This is a genomic window from Streptomyces huasconensis (assembly GCF_021028635.1).
Taxonomy (GTDB): Bacteria; Actinomycetota; Actinomycetes; order Streptomycetales; family Streptomycetaceae; genus Streptomyces; species Streptomyces huasconensis.
On sequence record NZ_CP086119.1, the window covers coordinates 6,943,178 to 6,967,894 of the forward strand.

23 protein-coding genes and 1 pseudogene are annotated in these 24,717 nt (G+C 70.2%); 22 read left to right on the forward strand and 2 right to left on the reverse strand.

The genetic code is table 11. The annotated features are described in order from the left end of the window. Positions 1–12 precede the first annotated feature (12 nt). The 20 genes and pseudogenes from J2N69_RS31000 to J2N69_RS31095 form a co-directional block, all read left to right on the forward strand. Positions 13–264: pseudogene (locus tag J2N69_RS31000) on the forward strand (dihydropyrimidinase); the annotation flags it as partial. A gap of 66 nt (positions 265–330) precedes the next feature. Further along, positions 331–1,722: a dihydropyrimidinase gene (hydA, locus tag J2N69_RS31005; protein WP_230903655.1), complete on the forward strand. Its 1,392-nt coding sequence runs from the start codon at positions 331–333 to the stop codon at positions 1,720–1,722. A gap of 1,143 nt (positions 1,723–2,865) precedes the next feature. Then, complete coding sequence (locus J2N69_RS31010; RefSeq protein ID WP_230903656.1) at positions 2,866–4,098, forward strand: ATP-grasp domain-containing protein; 1,233 nt, start codon at positions 2,866–2,868, stop codon at positions 4,096–4,098. Beyond that, positions 4,095–5,342: an ATP-grasp domain-containing protein gene (locus tag J2N69_RS31015; RefSeq protein WP_230903657.1), complete on the forward strand. Its 1,248-nt coding sequence runs from the start codon at positions 4,095–4,097 to the stop codon at positions 5,340–5,342. Before J2N69_RS31010 ends, J2N69_RS31015 begins: the two co-directional genes overlap by 4 nt. Before the next feature lie 12 nt (positions 5,343–5,354). Continuing rightward, positions 5,355–6,047, forward strand: coding sequence for a cyclase family protein (locus tag J2N69_RS31020; protein ID WP_230903658.1), 693 nt, complete (start codon positions 5,355–5,357; stop codon positions 6,045–6,047). A 1-nt stretch (position 6,048) separates the two neighbouring features. After that, positions 6,049–7,440: an anthranilate synthase component I family protein gene (locus J2N69_RS31025; protein ID WP_230903659.1), complete on the forward strand. Its 1,392-nt coding sequence runs from the start codon at positions 6,049–6,051 to the stop codon at positions 7,438–7,440. Then, positions 7,437–8,012, forward strand: coding sequence for an anthranilate synthase component II (locus J2N69_RS31030; RefSeq protein ID WP_230903660.1), 576 nt, complete (start codon positions 7,437–7,439; stop codon positions 8,010–8,012). Before J2N69_RS31025 ends, J2N69_RS31030 begins: the two co-directional genes overlap by 4 nt. Continuing rightward, positions 8,009–9,064 carry a phenylacetate--CoA ligase family protein gene (locus J2N69_RS31035; RefSeq protein WP_230903661.1) on the forward strand — a complete coding sequence of 352 codons (1,056 nt, stop codon included), beginning with the start codon at positions 8,009–8,011 and terminating at the stop codon, positions 9,062–9,064. Before J2N69_RS31030 ends, J2N69_RS31035 begins: the two co-directional genes overlap by 4 nt. Beyond that, positions 9,065–10,399, forward strand: coding sequence for an aldehyde dehydrogenase family protein (locus J2N69_RS31040; RefSeq protein WP_230903662.1), 1,335 nt, complete (start codon positions 9,065–9,067; stop codon positions 10,397–10,399). Beyond that, positions 10,396–11,088, forward strand: coding sequence for an SDR family NAD(P)-dependent oxidoreductase (locus J2N69_RS31045; RefSeq protein WP_230903663.1), 693 nt, complete (start codon positions 10,396–10,398; stop codon positions 11,086–11,088). The genes J2N69_RS31040 and J2N69_RS31045 overlap by 4 nt, the downstream gene beginning before the upstream one ends. Positions 11,089–11,171: 83 nt before the next feature. Beyond that, positions 11,172–12,179 (forward strand): 3-deoxy-7-phosphoheptulonate synthase, encoded by a 1,008-nt coding sequence (gene aroF / locus J2N69_RS31050; protein WP_230903664.1) that lies wholly within the window; start codon positions 11,172–11,174, stop codon positions 12,177–12,179. Continuing rightward, positions 12,176–13,270 (forward strand): glycine oxidase ThiO, encoded by a 1,095-nt coding sequence (thiO, locus tag J2N69_RS31055; protein WP_230903665.1) that lies wholly within the window; start codon positions 12,176–12,178, stop codon positions 13,268–13,270. Before aroF ends, thiO begins: the two co-directional genes overlap by 4 nt. After that, positions 13,267–14,661: an MATE family efflux transporter gene (locus J2N69_RS31060; protein ID WP_230903666.1), complete on the forward strand. Its 1,395-nt coding sequence runs from the start codon at positions 13,267–13,269 to the stop codon at positions 14,659–14,661. The genes thiO and J2N69_RS31060 overlap by 4 nt, the downstream gene beginning before the upstream one ends. Then, positions 14,658–15,671 (forward strand): 3-oxoacyl-ACP synthase III family protein, encoded by a 1,014-nt coding sequence (locus J2N69_RS31065; protein WP_230903667.1) that lies wholly within the window; start codon positions 14,658–14,660, stop codon positions 15,669–15,671. Before J2N69_RS31060 ends, J2N69_RS31065 begins: the two co-directional genes overlap by 4 nt. Positions 15,672–15,684: 13 nt before the next feature. Beyond that, positions 15,685–16,740: an alpha/beta hydrolase family protein gene (locus J2N69_RS31070; protein ID WP_230903668.1), complete on the forward strand. Its 1,056-nt coding sequence runs from the start codon at positions 15,685–15,687 to the stop codon at positions 16,738–16,740. Positions 16,741–16,792: 52 nt separating this feature from the next. Beyond that, positions 16,793–17,041, forward strand: coding sequence for an acyl carrier protein (locus J2N69_RS31075; RefSeq protein ID WP_230903669.1), 249 nt, complete (start codon positions 16,793–16,795; stop codon positions 17,039–17,041). A gap of 30 nt (positions 17,042–17,071) precedes the next feature. After that, the gene (gene asnB / locus J2N69_RS31080; RefSeq protein ID WP_230903670.1) at positions 17,072–18,925 is read left to right on the forward strand and encodes an asparagine synthase (glutamine-hydrolyzing); all 1,854 of its coding nucleotides are present in this window, start codon (positions 17,072–17,074) and stop codon (positions 18,923–18,925) included. A 17-nt stretch (positions 18,926–18,942) separates the two neighbouring features. Then, entirely contained in the window at positions 18,943–20,004 is a 1,062-nt protein-coding gene (locus J2N69_RS31085; RefSeq protein ID WP_230903671.1) for a MupA/Atu3671 family FMN-dependent luciferase-like monooxygenase, read from the forward strand. After that, the gene (locus J2N69_RS31090) at positions 20,001–20,540 is read left to right on the forward strand and encodes a flavin reductase family protein (protein ID WP_230903672.1); all 540 of its coding nucleotides are present in this window, start codon (positions 20,001–20,003) and stop codon (positions 20,538–20,540) included. The genes J2N69_RS31085 and J2N69_RS31090 overlap by 4 nt, the downstream gene beginning before the upstream one ends. 52 nt (positions 20,541–20,592) lie before the next feature. Next, the gene (locus J2N69_RS31095) at positions 20,593–21,342 is read left to right on the forward strand and encodes a sulfite exporter TauE/SafE family protein (RefSeq protein WP_230903673.1); all 750 of its coding nucleotides are present in this window, start codon (positions 20,593–20,595) and stop codon (positions 21,340–21,342) included. 157 nt (positions 21,343–21,499) lie between these two features. Here the strand turns inward: J2N69_RS31095 and J2N69_RS31100 are convergent, their stop codons facing one another. Then, on the reverse strand, positions 21,500–22,048 hold the full coding sequence (locus J2N69_RS31100; RefSeq protein ID WP_230904946.1) for a GNAT family N-acetyltransferase: 549 nt from the start codon (positions 22,046–22,048) through the stop codon (positions 21,500–21,502). A gap of 48 nt (positions 22,049–22,096) precedes the next feature. Here J2N69_RS31100 and J2N69_RS31105 point away from each other — a divergent pair, with 48 nt between their 5' ends. Together J2N69_RS31105 and J2N69_RS31110 are read left to right on the forward strand one after the other, a co-directional pair. Further along, positions 22,097–22,705, forward strand: a complete 609-nt coding sequence (locus J2N69_RS31105; protein WP_230903674.1) for a TetR/AcrR family transcriptional regulator — start codon at positions 22,097–22,099, stop codon at positions 22,703–22,705. A 105-nt stretch (positions 22,706–22,810) separates the two neighbouring features. After that, entirely contained in the window at positions 22,811–23,809 is a 999-nt protein-coding gene (locus J2N69_RS31110; protein WP_230903675.1) for a TIGR03842 family LLM class F420-dependent oxidoreductase, read from the forward strand. Here the strand turns inward: J2N69_RS31110 and J2N69_RS31115 are convergent. Continuing rightward, the gene (locus J2N69_RS31115) at positions 23,790–24,683 is read right to left on the reverse strand and encodes an alpha/beta fold hydrolase (RefSeq protein WP_230903676.1); all 894 of its coding nucleotides are present in this window, start codon (positions 24,681–24,683) and stop codon (positions 23,790–23,792) included. The genes J2N69_RS31110 and J2N69_RS31115 overlap by 20 nt on opposite strands. Positions 24,684–24,717: the final 34 nt, after the last annotated feature.

Consider the following 24,717-nt stretch of genomic DNA (forward strand, 5'->3'; position numbering starts at 1 on the left):
GGAGCGCACCACATGAGCACCCGCACCCTGATCCGCGGCGGTCTCGTCGTCACCGCCGCCGAGGAGATCCACGCCGATGTGCTGATCGGGGACGGCGGGATCGCCGCGCCCACCGCGAACGGGAACGCCGCTGCGGCGAACGCGTGGACCGTCGAGCACACCATCGACGCCACCGCCAGGTACGTGATCAAGGCCGGGGTGGACGCCCATACGCACATGGAGTGCCCGTTCGGCGGCTCCTTCTCGGCCGACACCTTCGAGACCGAGTGCCTGGCATGCCGGGTATGAGAGCGAGCCGACAGGCGGGTCGCAGCGAAGAGGAGCACAGTCATGACACGCACCCAGATCATCGGCGGTCTCGTGATCACTGCCGCGGAGGAGACACACGCGGACGTCCTGATCGAGGACAGCCGTGTGGTGGCTTGGGCCGCCCCCGGCACCCAGAGCTGGACGGCGGACCGCACGATCGAAGCGACGGGCAAGTACGTCATCCCGGGTGGCGTGGACGCGCACACGCACATGGAGATGCCGTTCGGCGGCACCTTCGCCTCGGACTCCTTCGAGTCCGGCACGCGGGCGGCGGCGTGGGGCGGTACGACCACGATCATCGACTTCGCGATCCAGTCCCAGGGGAAGAGTCTGCGCGCGGGCCTGGACGCCTGGTACGCGAAGGCCGACGGGAAGTGCGCGGTCGACTACGGCTTCCACATGATCATGTCGGACGTGAACGAGTCGTCCCTCAAGGAGATGGACGCCTTGGTCGCCGAAGGAATCACCTCGTTCAAATTGTTCACCGCTTACCCTGGGGTCTTCTTCAGCGACGACGGCCAGATCCTGCGCGCGATGCAGAAAGCCGCCTCCAACGGCGGGCTGATCATGATGCACGCCGAGAACGGCCTCGCCATCGACGTCCTCGTCGAGCAGGCCCTGGCGCGCGGTGAGACGGACCCCCGCTACCACGGAGAGGTCCGCAAGGCCCTCCTGGAGGCGGAGGCCACTCACCGCGTGATCAAGCTGGCGCAGGTGGCAGGCGCGCCGGTGTACGTCGTCCACGTGTCGGCGGAGGAAGCACTCGACGAGATCGCTTCGGCCCGCCACGAGGGCCTCCCCGTCTTCGGCGAGACCTGCCCCCAGTACCTCTTCCTCTCCACCGACAACCTCGCCGAGCCGGACTTCGAGGGCGCGAAGTACGTCTGCTCGACTCCCTTGCGCCCCAGGGAACACCAGGCCGCCCTCTGGCGAGGTCTGCGCACCAACGAGCTCCAGGTCGTCTCCACCGACCACTGCCCCTTCTGCTTCACCGGCCAGAAAGAACTGGGCCGCGGCGACTTCTCGAAGATCCCCAACGGTCTGCCCGGAGTGGAGAACCGCATGGATCTCCTCCACCAAGCCGTCGTCGACGGCCACATCACCCGTCGGCGCTGGATCGAGATCGCCTGCGCGACCCCGGCCCGGATGTTCGGCCTGTACGGGCGGAAGGGCACCATCGCGCCGGGCGCGGACGCCGACGTCGTCATTTACGACCCTGCCGCGGAACAGACCATCTCGGCGGCTACGCACCACATGAACGTCGACTACTCCGCGTACGAAGGACGGCGCATCAGGGGGCGGGTCGAGACCGTGCTGTCCCGGGGTGAAGTAGTGGTCGAGCAGGGCGTGTTCAAGGGGAGGGCGGGGCACGGGACGTACCTCGCCTGTGCTACTTCCCAATACTTGAAGTAGGCGGCTCCTCTCCATCCGCTGCCGCAGGTTCGTAGAGGTCGGTGTGATCGTGTTCGCCACGCCGGGGCCGTCCTCGTCTCCGTCGCTGCACTCGCGAACAGCCACCGTCCCCTGTATCAGGGTGCCTTCGGCGTCGACCGTCGTGTCACATGAGCTGTCGTGGCCTCTCTGAGAGATAGCCGAAACGGCGCACCATGTGTTCTTCACCGACGATTCATTCGTGCTTCCGCCGGCCGGATAGATGCACTGCGAACAGAGCTGCGCGTAACGGGTTTCCGTCGGCCGGAGGGCCCAGTCCTGGTCCACCTGCCCGCGGGAGGCACACGCGAACGCGGCCTGCCTCCCCTGGCGGCCGCAGCGTGTATCCGCCCGTCACCACGCCCTCCAGTTGCCTCAACGCCGACTCCGAATTGTGGGATTCACCCACCTGTGGGCCGCGCTGACCAGCACATACTCACTTGATCCGCGCGAAATCTCGCCCACGCCAGGAACCTCCCTCGCGGCAGCCGTGCGTCGTGATCAGAAGACACGCGGTGGATCGGGTGAGAAGCCGCAGGCGGTGACCGGGCAATCGGAGATCTTGATTCCAATTGTGCAGAACGGCGGGCAGTTCGGAGTCGCCGTCACTCTCCGCTGTCAGGGCGCGAATGCACCTTCACTGGGCAAACCGGTGAGAGAAACGGAGAGTTGGGAAGACAGGGCTGGCGGAGTGATCTCTCGTGCTTTACGCTCCCGATGTTTTGGTGATCAGGGTGCAGATGTTGTGCCTGAGGCGCCCAACGGGGGGAGATGTCATGGTGGTTCGTTCGTGTTGGCCAGGTTTTCTGGGTGCTTCCGCTCCCCGGTCCGGGGTTGAGTGGACTTAGCCGCCGCCGATTCCGGTGAGCGCGCTGCCCCTTACGGACACCATGTGGCCGGGCTGGTTCGCTGCCCGGCCGGGTCGGAGTCGGAGTGAGGCCGGGGCGGGGGAGCGGGGAGGGCGAAGCTCCCCGTAAGGCGGCTTCGAAGATTCCGAGTAATTGAACCTTTCAACGTTTGGTGCCGCTTCTGCGTGCGGCCAGCGTGATGTCAGCGTGCATGCCTCCCTCGGCGGAGAGTTGCCGGCCTTCCGGGACGACCATTTAAGGATGAGTGATGAATCGGTTGCTTCAGCGTCGCCATGTGGTGATCATTCACCGGTGGCGGGCGGAGTACGTCGACTACGCGGCCGTGCTCGACCACACCGCCCAACGCGTCACCTACGTCACGACCGAAGTTGGTCTCGCCGGGGTCCCGGAGCCGGCCGCGGGCGTGGAGATCGTCGCGAACACTGATGACCTCGTCGCGGTGCGCAAGGCCGTCTCGGTACTCGCGGACCAGTACGGGCCGCCGCGGCTGATCGTCGCGCTGAAGGAAGACGATCTGCTGACGGCGGCAACGCTCCGGGCTGAGTGGGGCTGTGCGGGAACCCAGCCGGGACAGGCGTTGCCCTTCCTCGACAAACTCGTGATGGCCGAGACTGTCGCGGCCCGCGGCCTCGCGGTGCCCGCCTTCGCGGCGGTCGACGGCGCCGACCAGGTCCGCGCCTTCGCCGCGGAGCACGGCTGGCCCGTCATCGTGAAGCCGCGCATCGGCAGTTCGAGCAGCGGCGTCACGCGACTGCGCGGCCCGGCCGACGTGGACGGGGTCGACCTCACCGGGCAGCCGATGCTTGTCCAGGCCTACAACCCGCACCTGATCTACCACGTGGACGGCGTTTACCTGGACGGCCGCCTCGCGGCGTACCGCGCCTCGCGGTACGTCAACGACTGCCTCTCCTTCCGAACCGGCGCCTATCTGGGATCGGTCGAGGAGGACGACCCGGTGATCGTGTCGGCGGTCGGTGCCGCCGCTGAGCGCTTCCTCGGCGCCTTCGACACCGATCCATTGGTGTTCCATCTCGAACTGTTCGTCGCGCGGCCGGAGGGCACGGGGGAGCCCGAATGCACCTTCCTGGAGGTCGGCGCCCGGGTGGGCGGCAGCGAAATACCGTTCCTGTGGCGGGAGGTCCACGGGTATGACCTGATGGCGGCGGCGCTCAAGCTGCAATTGGGTGAGCCCATCGAGTCGCCGCGGCTGACGAACGAAGAGGTCGCCGGCTGGTTGCTGGTGCCCTCGCCGGCAAGGCGGCCCTGCCGTATCACCGAGGTCACCCCACTGCGCGGGCGTGTCCAAGGCCTGTACGCCGAGGCGCTGTTGGGCCGCGGCGAAGTACTTCCCCTGGCCGACGCCTATTACGAGCATGTCGGCGGCCGGTTCCGCTTCCGGGGAGCCACAAGCCGGACGGTCGAGGAAGCCATCCGAACCGCCGCTGCCGATTTCCGGGTCAGCGCCGAGCCGCTGGGAGACGTGGCATGAAGCACGTAGTGCTGGTCGATCCGTACGCGCCGGCGCGGGGGCTGCCGCCCGAGTTCCTCCGGGCCGGGTACCCCTGTGTGCGTGTGCAGAGCACGGCGGAGGTCCCGGCCGTGTACCGGGGCCCGCTGGATCTCAGCGGCTATGTCGCGAACGTGATCCACGACGGCGACATCGAGGACACCATTCGGCGGTTGTCCGCGTACGAACCGGTGGCCGTTCTTACCGGCAGCGAACTCGGTGTTGAACTGGCGGACAAGCTCAGCGAGTCGATGGGCCTGGACACCAACGGCACCAAGCTGAGCACCACAAGGCGGGACAAGTTCGAGATGATCGAGCGGGTGGCGTCCGTCGGGCTGCGGGCACCGCACCAGATGCTCGCGACCGACGAGGCCGAACTGCGGGCCTGGCACGAGAAGGTGGGCGGCCGGATCGTCGTCAAGCCGCTGCGCAGCGCCGCCGGCGATGGTGTCACGTTCTGCGACGGCCCCGATCAGTCCGCGGCGGCCTTCGCGGCGATCATGGGGCGGGAGAACATCTTCTCGCTGCCGAACCTCGGGGTCGTGGCGCAGGAGTATCTCGTGGGTGCGGAGTACATCGTCAACACGGTGAGCCGCGCCGGACGGCATCATGTCACCGACTGCTGGGGATCAGGCCGGCTGTCCGTGAATGGCATCACGGACCTGCTGGTGGAGAGCGTTCTCCTTGATCAGGACGCGCCCGGTCTTGACCGGATGACGGCGTATGCCTTCGACGTTCTGGACGCGCTCGGCATCCGGTACGGTCCGGCCCACCTTGAGATCAAAATGACCCCGGACGGTCCTTGTGTCGTCGAGGTGGGTGCGCGGATCTCGGGGGGCGAGCTGCCCTATTTCGCGGCCGAGGCGATCGGTGAATCACAGCTCGACTGGACCGTCGACTGCTATGTCCGCCCGGAACGCTTCGATGAGCGCTGTGGTACGCCATACCGCCTCCAGCACCATTTTGCCTGGTCCGCATTGGCCTCGCCGACCCAGGGGAAGCTTCTCGGCTACCGGGGGATCGAGCAGATCGAGGCGTTGCAGAGTTTTCGGTCACTGCGGATATTCGTCACGCCGGGAAACCCTGTCCAGCCCACCGTGAACGACCTGACCTACCCGCTCACCGTCACACTGCACCACGCTTCCGAGGGCGTCCTGCAACGGGATCTGAACACGATCAGATATCTCGACGGGATCGGCTTCTACGACGTCGACCAAAACCAGTAGAACGGCACAATAATGCGCATTGTCGACCTCACTCACGGATTCTATGAGGGCATGCCCTCCTATCCGGCTGACTGGTATCCGCGCTTTACCTTCGACCGGGCGATGACGCCGCAGACGGATCCGTACGGCACGAACCGCACGTTCTCGACGCTGCACATCTTTCCGCACAACGGCACCCACATCGAATACAAGCAGCACTTCTACCCGGAGGCCGAGGGCATCGCGGACGTTCCGCTCGAAACCCTCGTCGGACGGGCGTGCGTGGCGGATCTGTCCCACAAGGGGGACCTGGAGCCGGTGACGGCCGAGGACTTGGACAAGGCCGTGGGCGATCTGTGGTCGCCCGGCGACCGCCTCCTCATCCGCACCGACTACCTGCGCCACAACTGGGGCGCCGCGGACTACTGGGACCGTCCGCCCTACATGACTCCATCGGCCGCGCGGTGGGCCATCGACAACGGAGCCGTGCTCGTCGGCTTCGACTGCCTGACCGAACGCCCCGGCGACGCGGAGTCCCCGGTGCACCACGCTCTGCTGGCCGCTGGCATCCCCATCCTGGAGTACGTGACCAACCTGCACGATCTGGCGCAGCCGGTGGTGCAGCTGTTCGCCCTGCCGATCAAGGTGGCCGGCGTAGAGGCCGCGCCTGCCCGAGTGGTGGCAGTGGAGTACGAGAACACGGCCGATCCCCTGAATGGCCGTTGACATGGCCACCGCTGTGGAGTCTCTCGCGGCCGTACGTAGCGGCTTGCGCGCCGGCGACGTCGTGTACAGATACGAGCTGCGCGGACCCGAGGTCGACCCGGTTGTCGCGGCGGCCGCGCTGCGCGGCTCGGACCGGATCATGCTCAGCCGTGAGGCCGCCGAACCCGAACCGGCCGTGCTGCTGGCGGTCGGGGAGCTTGCCGTCGCCCAACGGACGGGGCCGGCGCGCGATCGCTCGGCGCCCACTCTGGTCACCTCGGCGATCGATTTCCTGACCGGTCTCGAATTCGCGGCCGATGCGGCGCCCGACGAGCGCAGCTGGTACGGATGCATCGCGTACGACGCGGTCACCGATTTCGAGCGACTGTCGCTGCGGCCGACGAACATGCCGACCTACGACATATTCCTGCCCGAGGTGCTGATCCGCTTCGACCGGACCGGTTCCACGGTGGTTGGCCGGGGCGCCACGGTGTCGCAGGCCCGGGACGCCGCCGAGCGCGCCGAGCGGATACTCCGGGCGGCCCGGGAACGTGCGGCCTCGCCGGCCCGTGTCGGCGTGGGCGCCTTCGGGCACGGACCGGACGAGTATCTGGAGGCCGTGCGCCGGGCCAAGGAGTACATTCTGGCCGGCGACATCTTCCAGGTCGTGCTGTCGCTCCGGTACTCCGCGCCCGGCGAGGTGGACGGCCTGAGGGTGTACCGGCAGCTGATGGAGTTCAACCGCTCGCCCTACCACTTCTGGTACCACAGCGGCGAGTTCGAGGTGGTCGGCGCGTCACCGGAACCGTGCGTCACCCTCGCCGGCAGTGACGTTCTCATCCGGCCGCTCGCCGGGACCCGCCCCCGAGGTGCCGATCCCGTCGCGGACCGCGCGGCTGAGCAGGACCTCCTCTCGTCGGAGAAGGAACTTGCCGAGCACCGGATGCTCGTCGACCTGGCCCGCAACGACCTCGGGCGGGTGTGCGTGCCCAACTCCGTCCACGTGCCGCGCCTGATGGAGATCGAGCGCTACTCCCATGTCATGCACTTGACGTCGGATGTCCGTGGGCAGTTCCGTCCCGGCTGCCGCACCGACGATCTCCTGCGCGCCGGCTTCCCGGCCGGCACCATGACCGGGGCCCCGAAGCTGAGGGCGATCGAGATCATCGACGAACTGGAGCCGGTCGGCCGAGGCCTCTACTCGGGCGCGGTCGGCTCGTTCGGAGCCGGCCACGCGGACCTGTACCTGACGATTCGTTCGCTCGTCATGCACCAGGGCGAACTGCATCTGCAAGCCGGCGGCGGGATCGTCTACGACTCCGATCCGCTCGCCGAACGGGAGGAGTGCGTGGCGAAGCTCCGGGCCGCCGCCCGTGCCGCTGGCGTCCGTCTCGGGCCGGAGGTGCCCGCGTGATCGTCGTCATCGACAACTACGACTCCTTCGTCTACAACCTCGCGCAGTACGCCGGTCAGCTCGGCCACGAGTGCCGCGTCGTCCGGAACAACGAACTGACCGTCGAGGAGATCGGCGCGCTGAACCCGAGCCTGATCCTCGTCTCACCCGGTCCGGGCGGACCGCGGGACGCGGGGATCTCGCTGGAGCTCATCCGCGGCCAGCAGGTGCCGATCCTCGGCGTCTGTCTCGGGCACCAGTGCATCGCGGAGGCATTCGGCGCACGGGTGGTCCGGGCGGCGGTGCCGATGCACGGCAAGCTCAGCCCGGTGTTCCACCGGGGCGAGGGCGCCTTCACCGGGTTGCCGAGCCCGTTGGAAGTGACGCGCTACCACTCGTTGACCGTCGACCCGGCATCCCTGCCCGACGAACTCGTCGTCACAGCCTGGACCGAGACCGGAGAGGTCATGGGACTGCGCCACCGCGACCTGCCGATCGAGGGCGTGCAGTTCCATCCCGAATCCCTGTTTACCGAGAAGGGCCTTGACATGGTGGCGAACGCGCTGAAGGCAGCTGAGCGGGTGACGGCGTGAGTGACCACGACGACACCGCCGCGCGCCGGTACCTCCAGAGCATTCTGCAGTGGCATTTCAGCCCGGAGACCGGATCGCCCTTTTGGCTGAAGCGCCGGGACAGCCTCGGGTTCGACCCCCTGCGTGACGTGGCGGACTTCGCCGATCTGCGGAATTTCCCCGACGTGAGCGACGAACTGCGCACCGTTCCGGTCGACCTCCTGGTACCGGCCGGTTCGGCCGACAGCCCGTTCGAGGTGTACGAGTCGGGCGGAACGCTCGGCGCGCCGAAGCGTGTCGTCGAGCACACGTCCCGGCAGGAGGGCGTGGATTGGGTCGAGACCGTGCTGCCCGCGTTCGGCGGCGAAGGCCACTGGCTGCACGTCGGGCCGACGGGGCCGCACATCGTCGGCCGGTCCGTGCGTCGGCTCGCGCACCTGCGCTCGGCCAAGTTCTTCACGGTGGACTTCGACCCACGGTGGGTGAAGCTGCTGATCCGCACCGAACGACGGCCGCTGGCCGAGGAATACGTCCAGCACGTCCTCGACCAGGTCGAGATCATCGCCGAGTCGCAGGACATCCGCGTACTGTTCATCACGCCGCCCGTGCTGGAGGCGCTGTGCGCCCGCGAGCGCCTGTACCACCTGCTGGCCGATCGCGTCACCGGCATCATCTGGAGTGGAACCAGCATCAGCGGCACCTCCCTGCGGCTGCTCCAGACCGAGTTCTTCCCCAACGCCGAGGTGCGCGGCATCTACGGCAACAGCCTCATGGGCATAGCGCCGCAGCGGTCCCCCGAACCCGGCGACACGCACCCGTGTGTGTTCCGGACCTTCCAGCCCCGTTCGGTCGTCGAAGTCGTGGACCCGGACACCGGGGAGCGAGTGGCACCCGGCGAGCGCGGCCGCGTACTCGTTCACCTGCTGACGAAGGACCTGTTCCTGCCCAACGTGCTGGAGCGCGACTCCGCGGTCCGGATCCCGGCCGGTCCAGCGGCGTACGGCGACGACCTCGCCGACGTGCAGCCCTTCCGTCCGACAGCCGGCACACAGGTGATCGAGGGCGTGTACTAGATGACCACCTCCCAACTGCAGCCGCTGGTCGGCGGCGAGACGCTCGTCTGCGACGAGACCGTCGAACTGCGCGGCGTCGACGGCGCACCGGTGGCGGAAGTCGGAGTGTCTCCGACGCTCCTGCTCACCCTGGCGCTGCGCCGCGCGCGCGGCGCAGCGGTCTCACCGGAAGTGTTCAGCCGGGCCGGCACGCTGTTCGCCGAGGCCGAACTGGCCGGCGAGTCGGCCGACACGTACCGCCGCCGTGTGGTGGCCGCGACGGGCCTGCCCCACCGGGTGGTCGGCGACGGGCTGCGCAGCGTACGGAACGGCCTTGCCCAGCTGGAGGAGAGCAACGCACGACAGCTGCCGGCGCCGACGGCAGGCGTCCACTGGGTGCCCCGCGGACGGACCCTCGGGATCGTCACCCCATCCAACCACGTCGACCCGCACCTGACCTGGGTCCGTGCGCTGGCGCTCGGATACGGCGTGGTCGTGCGGCCGGGAACACGGGACCCGTTCACACCGTTCCGCCTCGCGGCCGCCCTGCTGGCGGCCGGGTTGCCGCCGCACTGCCTGAGCGTGCTGCCGGGCGATCACCGTCTGGGCGAGCAGCTCCTCGACGCGACCGACCTGGGCATCGTCTACGGCGGACCGACTGCGGTGAGCCGTTGGGCGGACCACCCCCGCGTACTGACGCGAGGGCCCGGCCGCAGCGCCGCCCTGCTGGACCAGCAGTTGACGCCGGACATCATCGAGGCGTTGGCCCGCTCCGTCGCCGGGGACGGCGGTGTCCGGTGCGCCAACACCTCGGTGATCCGCACCAGCGGGGATCCGGCGGAGGTCGCTGAGGCCCTCGCAGCCCGCCTGGATGATCTGCCGACGCTCCCGGCGGCCGACCCCGACGCCCTGCTGCCCACGTTCTCCACGGAACAGGCCGCGCACCTACGTCGTACAGTCGCCGCGCTGGACCAGGCCGGCCTGCGGCGTCACTCGGCCTCGGACGGCCCGGTCCCCCTGCCGGACGGCTCGTCCGCCGGGCGGCCGGTCGTGCTCAGCTCCACCGACCCGCGGCATCCGGCCATCGGGACCGAGCTGCCGTTCCCCTTCGTCGTCGTCGCGCCATGGTCGGCCGCCGACGGCTTGGCGCCGTTCGGCCGCACCCTCGTGCTGTCGGTCTTCAGCGACGATGCCGGCCTCCCGTCGACCGCCCTCCTGGAGCCGCGGATCCGAAGGGTCGTCATCGGCGGGGCTACGCCCTGGACGAGCGGCCCCGAACTGCCGCACGACGGCAGCCTGACCAGCTTTCTGCTGGAGCCCAAGGCGCTCCTCTCGGACAAGGAACTCGTCGCATGAAACGTGTAGTGGTCACCGGAGCGTCCGGAGACCTCGGTACCGCAGTCGTGAGCCGCGCGGTGGCTTCGGGGGCGGAGGTCCTCGCCCAGTTCCACACCCGCCCTCCGGCCATCTCTCATCCGTCCGTCGTGCCGGTCCAGGTGGATCTGACCCACGACGACGGGCCCTTTGGGCTTGTCTCGGCGCTGCCCTGGGAGGGTGTGGACCTGCTGGTCAACTGCATCGGCGGGGCGCGGCCGACGCCGTACGCCGAGCTGAGCACCGCGGCATTCCGGGACAGCATGCGGCTCAACGTCGATGTGCCGTTCGCGGTGACGCGGGAGCTGCTCGGTCCGTTGGCCGCGGCGACCGGTGCGGTCGTGAATCTTTCGAGCGTGGTGGCGTTCACCGGCGGCGCGTTCGGCCCGCACTACGCGGCCGGCAAAGCGGCAGTGGTCGGCCTGACCCGGTCCGCCGCCCGCGAGCTCGGCGAGTGGGGCATCCGGGTCAACTGCGTCGCGCCCGGTCCGGTCGCCTCGGCGATGACCGACTCGCTCCCCGAGGACGTACTCGCCGGCCTCCTGGCCACCACCGCGTTGCGACGTGTCGTGACACCGGACGAGGTGGCTGACGCGGTGTTCGCGATCGCGGCGGCCACCGGCGTCACCGGACAGACGTTGGTCGTCGACGGCGGCCGTTTCCTCCACTGACCTTTTCCGCACACACAACAGACGTCCGACGTCTGAGAGGAGCTTCAGTGCTGCTTGTCTGCAGGGCTGCCGATACAGAGACGGTGCGCGAGCGGATCCACGCCCGCGTTCCGGCCCCGCACGGCACGACCATGTGCCGCATCGGCGATCAGCTGATCGTGCACGTGCCGGGCGCCCAGAGCGTGGTGGCCGAGGTGCTGAACGAATCCGGCCTGGTGGAGCGGACGGTGGCCGACCACTCGGATGCGCCGCTGACCGACCGCCAGGCCAATCCGCTCGGATCCGTGGTCGCCCTCGGCGGCACGGCGACGGTCGGCGGCGTCGACTTCGCGCTGATCGCGGGGCCCTGCGCGGTCGAGACCCACGAACAGATGTCCGCCTCGGCGGAGATGGCGAAGGCCGGTGGCGCCGTCGCTCTGCGCGGCGGCGCCTTCAAGCCACGCAGCTCGCCTTACAGCTTCCAAGGGCTGGGCGATGAGGGGCTGCGGATCATGGCCAAGGTCGGGACGGAGACCGGCCTGCCCATCGTGACCGAGGTCGTCGACCCGGCGACGGTCCAGCTGGTCGCCGAGCATGCCGACGTGCTCCAGGTCGGCACCCGCAACGCACAGAACTTCAGTCTGCTCAAGGCGGTGGGCCAGGCAGGGCGGCCCGTCGTGCTCAAGCGCGGCTTCGGGTGCACCGTGGGCGAGTGGCTGCAGGCCGCCGAGTACGTGCTCGCCGCCGGAAACCCCGATGTCGTACTGTGCGAGCGCGGCATCCGCAGCTACGAGCCGGCGACCCGGTTCACCCTGGATCTCAGCGCGGTGGCGGTGGTCAAGCACAACAGCCACCTGCCCGTCATCGTCGACCCCAGCCACGGCACCGGCCATCGCCACCTGGTCAAGCCGCTCGCGCTGGCGGCCGCGGCCGTCGGCGCCGACGGGCTGCTGATCGACATCCACAACGACCCGGCCTCCGCTCTGTGCGACGCCGATCAGGCGCTCGATCGCGAGCGCTGGTTCGACCTCACCGGCGCGTTGCGCGGCGTCCTCGCCGGCGTGGGCCGAGGCCTGACGCTGCGTGAGCCGGAACTGGCGGGGCAGGCATGATGACGCCGCGTCCGGACGTCGCCGTGATCGGCGGCGGAGTCGTCGGCCTCGCGGTGGCGTGGCGCTGTGCCCAGCGCGGGCTCGACGTGCACGTCTACCACGACGAGCTGCCCGGCACGGCCTCCGCGGTCGCTCCCGGCATGCTGGCGCCGGTCAGCGAGGCGGACTTCCCCGATCCGGCCCTGCTGAAGTTCGCCCACGACGCGCGTGTCGGCTGGCCCGCGTTCGCCGCGGAGCTCGCCGAGGCGAGCGGGATCGACCTCGGATACAACGCGGGCGGCCTGCTCCTTGTCGCCCACGCCGACGAGGATCGCTCACGACTGGCCGCGATGTACGGCTTCCGCGACGGCTACGACGTCCCGTGCACGCGTCTGGACGCCGCCGAACTGCGGGCTCGGGAGCCGATGCTCTCGGCCGAGAGCGTCGGCGGCGGTTTCGCCACCGAGGACCACCACGTCGACGCGCAGCGGGTCCGGCAGGCGTTGCGAGTCGCCGGAGAGGCGCTCGGCGTCCGTTACATCACACGCCGGGTCACGTCGCTCGACGAGGTCACGGCGGGCTCGGTGCTCGTCGCCGCAGGGGCCTGGTCGCCCTCGCTGCACGACTGGCCGGGCACGCCGGTCCAGGGCCAAGTGGTGCTGCTGCGCGATCCGTCCGGCGGCCCCGGCCTCCGGCACGGTATCCGAGGCGTCGTGGGCGGCGAGCCCGTCTTCCTGGCCGGCCGCGACGGGAGCCGGACGATCGTCGCCGCCACCGTGGACCACACGGGCTTCGACGCACGGCCCTCGGCGCGAGCCACCGACTCGCTGCTGCGCAAGGCGATCACGCTCGTGCCGGCACTCGCCGGCCACGAGGTGATCGAGACCCGAGTCGGCCTGCGGCCCGACACCCCTGACCACCTGCCGATCATGGGCCGCGTCCCGGATCGCCCCGGCGTCTACGTCAGCACCGGGCACTACCGGCACGGTGTCCTGCTCGCACCGGTAGCGGCCGAGCTGATGACCACGTTGATGGTCACCGGCGCCGACGGGGTCCCGGCGGCTTTCACCCCTCAGCGGTTCCGCTCAGCGAAGGAAGGTGCGTCGCGGTGACAGCTCCACCTGACCAGTCCGCACCGCCGGCGAAGCGCCGGCCGGTGATGGCGCGGTTGGACCCGGCACGCCTGCTGCCCGTCGCCTGGCCCGTGTACATCGAACTCATGTCGGGCGTCATCGCCGGCATCATCTCGGTCGTCTGGATCGCCAAGCTCGGTGCCTCCGCGCTGGCCACCGTGACCATGGCCAGCACTCTGGAGAACGTGCTCACCAGCGTCATCCTGGCGGTCAGCGGCGGCACGACGATCGTGCTGTCCGGCGCCGTCGGCGCGAACGAGTACGGGCGTCTGCGATCGGTTCTGCGCGCCGCGCTCCGCCTCACCACCCTCGTCACCGCGGTGATCTGCGTGGTGCTCTTCGTGCTGCGCGAGCCGCTGGCCAGGCTGATCCTGGGCTCGGGCGAAACAGCCGCGGTCCAGCTCTCGGTCGACTATCTCGCCGTCGCGGTGCCGGGCATCGCGGTGTTCTATGGCCAGCACCTCGTGGACAGCACGTTCAAGGCCAACGGCGACACGCGTACGCCGATGCGCATGGCCATCCTGTCGAACCTGATCCTCGTCGTCGTCGACCCGATCCTCATCTACGGGTGGCTGGGTGCCCCGCGGCTCGGCGTCACCGGTGCGGCCGTGGCGCTGGTGGCGTCGAGGGCCATCACCCTGACGGTGACCCTGTGGCTCTACCGCACGTCCGCGCTGCGCCGCCAGATGCAGGCCGCTCCGGACGCGCCGGCCTCCACCGGGCCGGACCCGGTCCGCGAGATCCTCAAGACCGGCCTCCCGCTGGGCGTGGACTTCCTGGTACGGATGGCCGCCGGCATGCTGATCGTCGGAGTGGTCGCCCGGTTCGGAACGGATCAGGTCGCCGCGTACGGAACCGTTACGCGGACGCTCCTGTTCCTCACCATGGCCGCGTACGCGCTGCGACAGGCCGCGACCATCATCGCCGCCCAGGCCACGGGCGCGGCCGATGACGAACTGCTCGCTCACAGCCGCACGTCGTCGGTGCGGCTCGGTATCGCCTGGTCCCTCGTCGGCGGCCTGGCGGTGCTGACTCTCGGCGGTCTCGCGGTCGACGCGGTCACCAGCGAGGCCGCGATCCGCGCGGCGGCCTACGACCAGATCCCGTGGCTCGCGGTCTACATCACGCTGCTGCTCTGCAACGTCACCCTCAGCGGCATCTTCCTGGGGGGCGGCCACGGCAAGATGCTCGCCGCCTCCACCACGGTCGGTGCGGCCCTGCAACTCTGTCTGGCTCCCCTTCTCGCCCTTACGCCGTTGGGGCTGGTGGGAGCGTGGATCGCCATGATCATCAACGCCGGGACCCAGACGGCGGTTCTCCTCGTGCTGGCGTCCCGTCAGACCCGCAAAGTCAAGGAGGTTACGGCATGAATCCGCCCGTGACACTCGGAATCGCCTCCCTCGCCCACGTCCTGGGCGAGCCCCGCGACGTCGCCGAGACAGCCGGCTCCTACGTGGACGACCCCGAACGGGTGATCCGCTGGGGCTACCGCACCTACCACCGGGCCGCCCCGGGCGTCGGTCAGACCCGCATGGCGGCCGACGCCGCCCGTCGGGCGCTCGACGCCGTCGGCCTCTCGGCGTCGGACATCGACTACCTGGTCGTCGCCGACAGCGGCGTGCCGGAGTACCTCAACTGGGACGCATCCGCCGCTGTCGCCCGCGAGCTCCAACTGGGCTCGACACCGACCCTGCTCGCCACCCAGGGCTGCGCCTCCGCGGTCACCGCACTCCAGCAGATCGCCGGGCTCATGGCGGTCCGGGACGACATCCAGCGCGTCCTGCTGGTCGCGGTGCACCGGGTCAGCGAGGCGCACATCAATCGGATGCGCAACAACACCTGCCTCGGCAGCGACGGCGCGGCCGCCGCGGTGGTCCAGCGCGGGCACGACCGGCTGCGGTGGTTGGCGACCGATCAGATCGTCGACCCGCGGTATGTGGACTTCTTCCGGGTCGAGTACGGCGGCAGCGCGGCCCCGACGGGAGCCAACCTCGAAGTGGACCAACTGGCCTTGGTCCACCAGTACTTCCGCCGCGAACCCGAGCAGCTGGCCCAGTTCGTCAAGGACGTCGACCACCAGGTGGCCGCCGTCGTCGAACGCGCCTGCGAGCGCGCCGGCGTGCCGACCTCGGAGATCTCGCGCCTGATCTATCTGAACGACAACCAGCACTCGCTGGCCGGCGTCGCAAAGACCACGGGCGTCCCGCTGGAGCGGACGAACGCGGCGCTCTCCGCCGAGCTGAGCCACGTCGGCTGCGCCGACCAGCTGCTCTGCCTGAGCATCTACCAGGAGCGGGGCGATCTGGCCCCCGGCGACCTCGTGGCGCTCGCCGGCCTCTCCGGAGGCATGCAGTGGTTCTGCAGCCTCGTACGGGTCTGAGGCGGGACCGGACATGACCGACGACATCGACCTCGGCCGCACCGAGGAACTGGCGCTGGACGACGACCGCACCGCGATCCTGCGGCTCCCGGACGAGCCGCTGCCCGGCCGGACCGTCCCGGCGGTCGTGCTGCTGCACCCCTTCGGCGCCTGGGACCGGGACGCCTTCCTGCCCGCCGAGGCCTCCGGGAACGGCCCGGTCCGGCTGTTCGGCGATCTGGGCGCCGCCCTGGTCCGGGCCGGAACCGGCGCCGCCACGTTCGACACCCGGTTCCTGACCGAGGACCGCCGTGCAGGCGCGGGTTCGCCTCGGTTCACGTTCACCGGCCTCGTCGACGACGCGGTCCGGGCGGCCGAACAGGTCCGGGCCCACCCCGACGTGGACGACAGCCGCGTTCTGCTGCTCGGCGTCTCCATGGGCGTCGAGGTGGCGTTGGCCGCGGCCGAGCGACTGGGCGGCGACAGCCGCCTGGTGCTCGTCGCGCCGAGCGCGCAGGCCCGCCCCGTGTTCCAGCGCTGGATGGGTCTGGACCGGCGGCTGGAATGGCTGACCGCGGCCGGGTTCGCCGGCGCGGACGGCACCGTCGATCTTGCCGCGGCGCAGGCCGACGACACCGGACGCAGCGGCTGGTGGGAGGAGTTCGACCTGGTCGACCGGTTCGGCCGGAGTGCCGACCTCGAAGTGCTGCGCGCCGAGCTCGCCCGCGAGTACGACGACTGGGAGCAGCAGGCGCTGGCGCACGGCGATGAGTCGGCACCCGCCTCGTTCTGGCGCGACTGGTACCTGCAGCCCGCCCCGTACCGCCGACTGGCCGGGATCACCGGCCGGATGATGATCCACGTGGGCGCCGAGGACTGGACGACGCCGCCCCGGCAGGCCCACCTCCTGCACCACGCGGCGCTCACGCGGGGCCTGCGCTCACAGCTGACGGTCCATCCGCGGCTCGGACACCTGATGTCGCCCCGCTCGGCCGACGGCCGACGCACCTACGGGCCCTTCGCCCCGGCCTTCCTGGAGAGTCTCGTCGCATCGGTCGAGGCGGTACTCCGTCCCGACCCGACTCTCTGAACCAACTGAGCCGACCGAACCAACCGGATCAATCCACGAAAGGACTCTCCCGATGGAGAAGCTCACCCTCGACGCACTGATCGAACTGCTCAATGAGTGCAACGACTTCGAGGACCCCGTCGACCCCGTCCCGGACGTGCTCGACGCCACCTTCGACGCGCTCGGATTCGACTCGCTGACGCTGCTCAACGCGATATCGAAGCTGGAGCGCCAGTACGAGATCGAGCTCCCCGAGACCGTCACCTCCGACGCGAAAACGCCGCGCGAGCTCCTCGCGGTCGTCAACGCCCGCCTCGCATAGCGACGACCCGCAGAACGGAGAACACACGACGTGTGTGGAATCACCGGTTGGCTCGACCGTAACCGCGGACTCGAGAGCGATCACGAGCTCGTGCGGCAGATGACCCGGACCATGGAGTGCCGCGGCCCGGACGAGGAGGGGATGTGGATCTCCGGTCCGGTCGCGTTGGGGCACCGGCGGCTGTCGATCATCGACCTCGAAGGCGGCAAGCAGCCGATGGTCGCCGATCACGACGGCGATCGCACGCTCGCGGCCCTGACCTTCTGCGGTGAGGTCTACAACTACCGAGAGCTCCGCGAGGAGCTCGTCTCGTACGGCCACGCGTTCCGGACGAACAGCGACACCGAGGTCGTCCTGCGGGCCTACCTCCAGTGGGGAACGGACTTCGCCCGCCGCCTGAACGGCATGTACGCCATCGGCGTCTGGGACGCCCGGAGCGAGGAGCTCATCCTCGTCCGGGACCGGATGGGCGTGAAGCCGCTCTACTACTACCCCACCCCGGGCGGCGTCCTGTTCGGTTCCGAACCGAAGGCGATCCTGGCGAACCCGCAGGCGCGCCGGACCGTGGACCGGACCGGCCTGTGCGAGGCGCTGGACATGGTGAAGACGCCCGGCGTGGCCGTGTTCAGCGGCATGCACGAGGTCATCCCGGGCGAGATCATCCGCTTCGACTCCTCGGGCATGAAGAAGTCCCGCTACTGGACGCTCGAAGCGGCCGAACACACCGATACCCGCGAGCAGACCATCGGGCATGTCCGGGAGCTGCTGGAGGACATCGTCGGACGGCAGCTGATCTCGGATGTGCCCGTGTGCACCCTGCTCTCCGGCGGGCTCGATTCCTCGACGATCACGGCGCTCGCCGCCCAGGTCCTGGAGCGAGAGGGCCGCGGCGACGTGAACTCGTTCTCGGTGGACTTCAAGGGCTCGAACGACAGCTTCGAACCCGATGCGGTCCGGGGCGCTCCCGACGCGCCGTTCGTGCGGGACCTGTCCGCGCACGTCGGCACCAACCACCGGGAGATCCTGCTGGACAGCGCCGAGCTGTCGGACCCGGCGGTCAGGGCGGCCGTGCTCCGGGCCACTGACGTGCCGCCGGCGTTCTGGGGCGACATGTGGCCGTCGCTCTACCTCCTGTTCCGTGCGGTCCGGCAGCACTCGACGGTGGCACTCTCGGGTGAGTCCGCCGACGAACTGTTCGGCGGCTACCTCTGGTTCCACCGGCCCGAGGCGGTCGACGCGACCACGTTCCCGTGGCTCACCTCCGGATCGGCCCGGTACTTCGGCGGCACGTCGCTGCTCGACGGCGGCCTGCGGGAGAAGCTCGACATAGCCGGTTACCGGGCCGAACGGTACGCCGACGCCTTGGCCGAGGTGCCCGTGCTGCCCGGCGAGAGCGACGTCGACCGGCGGATGCGCAAGGTGTCGTACCTCAACCTGACACGGTTCGTGCAGACCCTCCTCGACCGCAAGGACCGCATGAGCATGGCGGTCGGCCTGGAGGTGCGCGTCCCGTTCTGCGACCACCGCCTGGTCGAGTACGTCTTCAACACGCCGTGGGAGATGAAGACCTTCGACGGCCAGGAGAAGAGCCTGCTGCGCGCGGCGGCCCGCGACCTCCTGCCGGCTTCCATCCTGGAACGGAAGAAGACCCCCTATCCGGCGACCCAGGACCCGGGCTACGAGGCCGCGCTGCGGGTCGAGATGGCCGAGGTGCTCGCCGACCCGAACGCCCCGGTGCACCCGCTTCTGGACCGGGCGAGAGTCGACAAGGTCCTGGACAGGTCGCTCAGTGCGACGAGCCTCCCGTACAGCCGCGGCGGTCTGGAGATGGCGCTCTGGCTCAACCGCTGGCTGACGGCGTACGACGTGACCCTCGACATCTGACGAAGGAGGGCAAGACGATGGACTTCAGTCTGTTCTACTTCGCCAACGAGCAGGGAGCGGATACCGGTTCGACAGACCGGTACGGCCTGCTGCTCGAGGGGGCGAAGTTCGCCGATACCCACGGCTTCACCGCCGTGTGGACGCCGGAACGGCACTTCCATGAATTCGGCGGCATCTACCCGAACCCATCAGTGCTGGGCGCGGCCGTCGCGGCCGTCACCGAGCGCGTCGGCATTCGCGCCGGCAGTGTGGTGGCGCCGCTGCACCACCCGGTGCGCATCGCCGAGGAGTGGGCGGTGGTCGACAACCTCTCCGGCGGCCGGGTCGGCGTGTCGTTCGCTTCCGGATGGCACCCGCAGGACTTCGCGCTACGCCCGGAGAACTTCACGGACCGCAAGGACAAGCTCGGCACGATCGTTGAGGACGTGCGCGAACTGTGGCGCGGAGGCTCGACGTCCGTGGTCGACGGCGCGGGTGAAACGCAGCTTGTGCGGTCCTACCCGCGTCCCGTGCAGGCGGAACTCCCGGTCTGGATCACGAGTGCGGGCGGACCCGACACCTTCCGGGCGGCGGGGCGCGCGGGGGCGGGCATGCTGACCCATCTCGTCGGGCAGGACCTGGACCAACTGTCCGACAAGGTCGCCCTCTACCGCGAGGAGTACGCGGCACAGTCCGGCTCGGCCGGGGGCCGCGGGCACGTCGTGCTGATGCTCCACGCGTACCTGCACGAGGACGAGGCCGTCGCCAAGGAGACCGTGCGGGTGCCCCTGACCACTTACCTGCGCAGCTTCGCCGGGCTGACCATGGGTTCGGGCCCGAAGGGCCGGCGGGTCGACCCGGAATCGCTCAGCCCGCGGCATTTCGACGCCATGGTCGAGCGGTCCTTCGAGCGGTACTACGACGAAGGCGGTCTGCTCGGCACCGTCGACAAGGCCGTCGACGTCGTCGAGCGGGTCCGCAAGGCCGACGTCGACGAGATCGCCTGTCTCATCGACTTCGGGGTGGCCCGAGACAAGGTCGTGGCAGGTTTCGAACTCCTCGACTCGTTGCGGGCGGCCACGTCGGAAGACGGCCGATGACCCGCACCGAGAGCGCGGAGCGCGTACGGCTGCCGGAACACCCGTCCAGTGAGTTCCGGCGGTCGGCCGGCCGGTTCCCCACCGGCGTGACGGTGTTGACCTGCGTACGGGACGGGGAGCCGCACGGCATGACGGTGAACTCGTTCACCACCGTGTCGCTCGACCCGCTGCTGGTGCTGGCGGTGCTCGGGACCGGCTCCCAGACGACGGGTCAGCTCCTGGCCGGCGACGGGTTCGCGGTGACCGTGTTGAGCTCCCGCCAAGAGCAGACGGCACGGTCGTTCGCGGACCCGTCCCGGGCCCGGGGCGGCGCCGCGTTCTCCGGCGTGGCGCACGCACCCGCACGCCGCACCGGTTCGCCCGTGCTCCTCGACGGGATCGTCTACTTCGACTGCGCGGTCGAATCCGTCCATACGGCCGGCGACCACACGATCCTCGTCGGCGCCGTACAGGCGTTTGGCCCGCTGTCGGAGGAGCCCGCACTCCTGTTCAGCCGCAGTCGCCTCGGCGCGGAACCGGATCTGCGGCAGCCGTGACAGGGGCGGGGTACGTGAGAGAGGCGGGGTACGTGAGAGAGACGGGGTAGGCGTGGACGGATGGGACGCCGGACTGCTGACAGTTGCCGCCGCTGTCGCGGGCGCGGTCAACGCGGTGGTTGGTTCGGGTTCGCTGATCACGTTCCCCGCCCTGGTCGCCATGGGGTATCCGCCGATCCTGGCAACCGTCTCCAACAATGTCGGACTCGTGCCGGGCATGGCCGGCGCCGTGTACGGCTACCGGCGGGAGCTCGCCGGGCAGGGGCAACGCCTCTGGTGGCTCGCGTCGGCCGCCGGCTGTGGCGCGGTGATCGGCAGCAGCCTGCTGCTCTGTCTGCCGGCTTCCTGGTTCAGGGCAATCGTGCCGGTACTGATCGGAGCGGCCTGCGTGCTGGTGCTTGTGCAGCCGTTTCTCTCCCGGCGGCCCGATACCGGGCTCCGGCGCGGCGGTGTATGGCTCTGGCTCGGTGTGTTCGGCACCGGTATCTACGGGGGTTACTTCGGTGCCGCGCAGGGGGTTGTCCTCATCGGACTCCTTGGTGCGTTGACGGCCGAACACCTGCAGCGGCTGAACGCGCTGAAGAACGCGTTGGCGCTGACAGTGAATCTGGTGGCGGCGATCGTCTTTGTCGGCGTCACCACCGTTGAGTGGCGCGTTGTCCTGATCATCGCGGCCGGGTCGACTCTCGGGGGAGTTCTGGGTTCCCGGTACGGGCGTTCGCTTTCGCCGGCGGTCCTGCGCGCCGCGATCGTTGCCGTCGGGGTACTCGCCATGGTCGATCTTGTGGCGAGAGGCTGGTGATCCACCAGTTCACTCTCTGATTGCCTTGGACCGTGGTGTCGAGCCTCGTATTCCTCGGGCGGGAGGTGGCGGCACTGCCCGCGGTGCACGCGGAGTTCCTCGTCCGCGCCGCGCTCCACGTGCCCGTACCGGGACTGAGGGCGCGTGCCCGGCGGTCTCAGGCCCCGCCGCGCCATTCCCCGGCAAGGACCGCCCAGTCCTGCGTGTCGTGGCGGGTGCCGTCGTAGGGCCAGGCCTCGCGCCGGACCCCTTCGAGGGTCATGCCGAGCCGCTCGGCCACCGCCGCGCTGCGGGCGTTGTCGGCGCGGCAGTGCCACTCGGCGCGGTGCATGCCCCGGGTGGTGAACGCCCAGTCCAGCACCGTGCGGCACGCCGCGGTGATCAGGCCGCGGCCCTCGGCGGCCGGTTCCAGCCAGCAGCCGACCTCGCAGGTGCCCGCCGCGGCGTCGAAGGCCACGAACATGACGCCGCCGACCAGGGTGCCGTCGAGCCATATGCCGTACAGGCGCGCGCCGTCGGCGGCCTGCCGCTGTGCGTACCGGCGCAGGGTGGCACGGGCGCCGTCGAGATCGTCGGTGACGAACGCGGCGCCCACCCAGGGCCGGATGTGCTCACGCGCCCGGTCGAGGTGGGCGGCGAACTCCTCGGTGTGCCACGTCTCGAGGGGGCGCAGGTCGGCGCCGTCCCGCAGCGGGAGGGAGAACATGAGGACCCCATTCACACAACAAGCGTTACGGTTATGTACGGTGGCAGCATGCCACGTCCCAAGGGAGATCACGAGGCCCGTCGCCGTGACGTCTCCGAGGCCGTCTGGCGGGTGCTGGCCGCGCACGGCTTCGGCGGCCTGACCATGCGTGCCGTGGCCGCCGAACTCGGCGCGAGCACCGGTCTCCTGACGCACTACTTCCGCACCAAGCGCGACCTGGTCGCCCACGCCCTCGACCTCCTGGAGCGGCGCACCGAGGCCCGCCCCAGACGCGCCGCGGGGCAGGGCCTGGCCGCCGTGCGGGCCGCGCTTCTGGACATCCTGCCGCTGACGGACGAGGCCACCGGCGGCAACCGCGTCTGGGTCTCCTCCTGGGACACCGCGCTCGCCGACCCCGGTCTGCGCGCCGACCACGCCCGCAGATACGCGCGGAGCCGCGACAGGCTGCGCGAGCTGATCGCGGAGGCGCAGCGGCTCGGCGAGATCGCCCCCGGCGACCCGGAGCGCCTCGCCGCCGGCGCCCAGGCCTTCGTGCTCGGCCTGGTGGTCCAGGCGCTGCTCGACGCCCCGGCGTTCCCGGCGTCCCGCCAGATCCGGCTGGTCGACGACCACCTCGCCGCGCTGACCCCGGACGGCCGCGTCACGAACGGGGGCTGACGCACGGCGAGGTGCTCTTGCCATGGGCCGGGCGGACGTTCAGGATTGTCCCTTCTCGGATCACCTCCGAGGCCTCATCCGGCACGTGGACCAGGAGGTCCGGCTGTGGATTTCGGACTTGTGCTGCAGACCGATCCGCCCGCGTCGGCGGTCGTCGGACTCATGCGGCGGGCGGAGCGGAGCGGCTTCCGCCACGGCTGGACCTTCGACTCCGCCGTCCTGTGGCAGGAGCCGTTCGTCATCTACAGCCGCATCCTCGAACACACCACACGGCTGACGGTGGGCCCCATGGTCACCAACCCGGGCACCAGGACCTGGGAGGTCACCGCCTCCACCTTCGCCACCCTCAACGACATGTACGGCAACCGCACCATCTGCGGCATCGGCCGCGGCGACTCCGCGATGCGCGTCGCGGGCCGCGAGCCGAACACGCTGGCCCGGCTCGGCGAGGCCATCGACGTCATCCGTGACCTCGCCGAGGGGCGCGAGGCGGACGTCGACGGGCAGCGGCTGCGGCTGCCGTGGGTGCGGGACGGGAAGCTGCCGGTGTGGATGGCGGCGTACGGCCCGAAGGCGCTCGCGCTCGCCGGGCGGAAGGCGGACGGGTTCATCCTGCAACTCGCCGACCCGTACCTGACCGCGTACATGGTGAAGGCCGTGCGGGACGCGGCGACCGCCGCCGGGCGCAGGGCGTCCGACGTGAAGATCTGCGTCGCCGCGCCCGCGTACGTCGGCGACGACCTCGCGCACGCCCGCGAGCAGTGCCGGTGGTTCGGCGGCATGGTCGGCAACCACGTCGCCGACCTCGTCGCCCGGTACGGCGCGGAGTCGTCGGCGGTGCCGCAGGCCCTCACCTCGTACATCAAGGCCCGGCAGGGATACGACTACAGCCACCACGGGCGGGCCGGGAACCCCGACGCGGCGTTCGTGCCCGATGAGATCGTCGACCGCTTCTGCCTCCTCGGCCCGGTCGAGTCGCACCTCGAACGGCTGCGGGAGCTGCGCGAGTTGGGCGTCGACCAGTTCGCCGTGTACGCGATGCACGACGCCCGGGAGGACGTCATCGACGCGTACGGCTCGTCGGTCATCCCGGAGTTCTCCTGACGTCGGCCCCGAGGCCGGCGACGAACGCGAGCAGCAGGTCCGCGGCGCGCGGGGGTGCCTGCGGCGTGGGGGTCTCACCGGAGCTGTGGAGGAGTTCCAGCCGCAGGCCGGGAACGGCCCGGTAGCGGTCGGCCGTCCGGCGCCGCCGGAGGTGGTCCGCGCCGCCCAGGACGGCCAGCACAGGCAGGTCCAACCGGCTCAGTCGCTCGGGGAGTTCGCGTTGCCCGAGGCAGTTGAAGGCGTCCCGTGAAGCCGCGGTGAGCGCGAGGTACGTCATGCCGCGCACCCTCATGACGATCCGGTCGGGAACGTCGGTCTCGCGCCGGGCGGCAGTCTCCGGGCCCCGGCCGGCCGGGTCGTCGCCCAGCATGCGCCCCACCCAGCGGCCGAGCCCGGGCACGGCGACGAGACGCCCGGGCCACCGCGGCGGGAGCCCCGCGTCAGGGCCTTCCCCGGTGTCGAACAGCGCCAACGCGGCGACGAGGTCCGGGCGTTGCTCGGCCAGGGCCGTGCCCACCAGGCCACCCGTGGCGTGCCCGGCCACGACGGCATCGCGCACGCCGAGGCCGTCCAGCGCGGCGGCGACCCGGCGGACGTGGACCGGCAGGCCGTCGTCGCTCCCGGGCGAGCGCGCCGGACCGCCGTGCCCCGCGAGGTCGAGACGGATGACGCGGTGGGTCCGCGCCAGAACCGGCACCACGGGCCCCCACCAGTCGGGGGAGCCGGTGAGCCCGTGGATCAGGACCAGGGCGGGCGCGTCGGGGGAGTCGTTCTCGGCTCGGCGGGACCGGGTGCCCCGCATGACGCGAGGTGTGCCGGTCGGCACCGGCTGTGCCGAGGGGTCCGCTCCGGGGCGGGGTGCGCGTGAGGGCATGGCCGTCTCCGTTCGGGCGGGGGCGCGGCTGTCC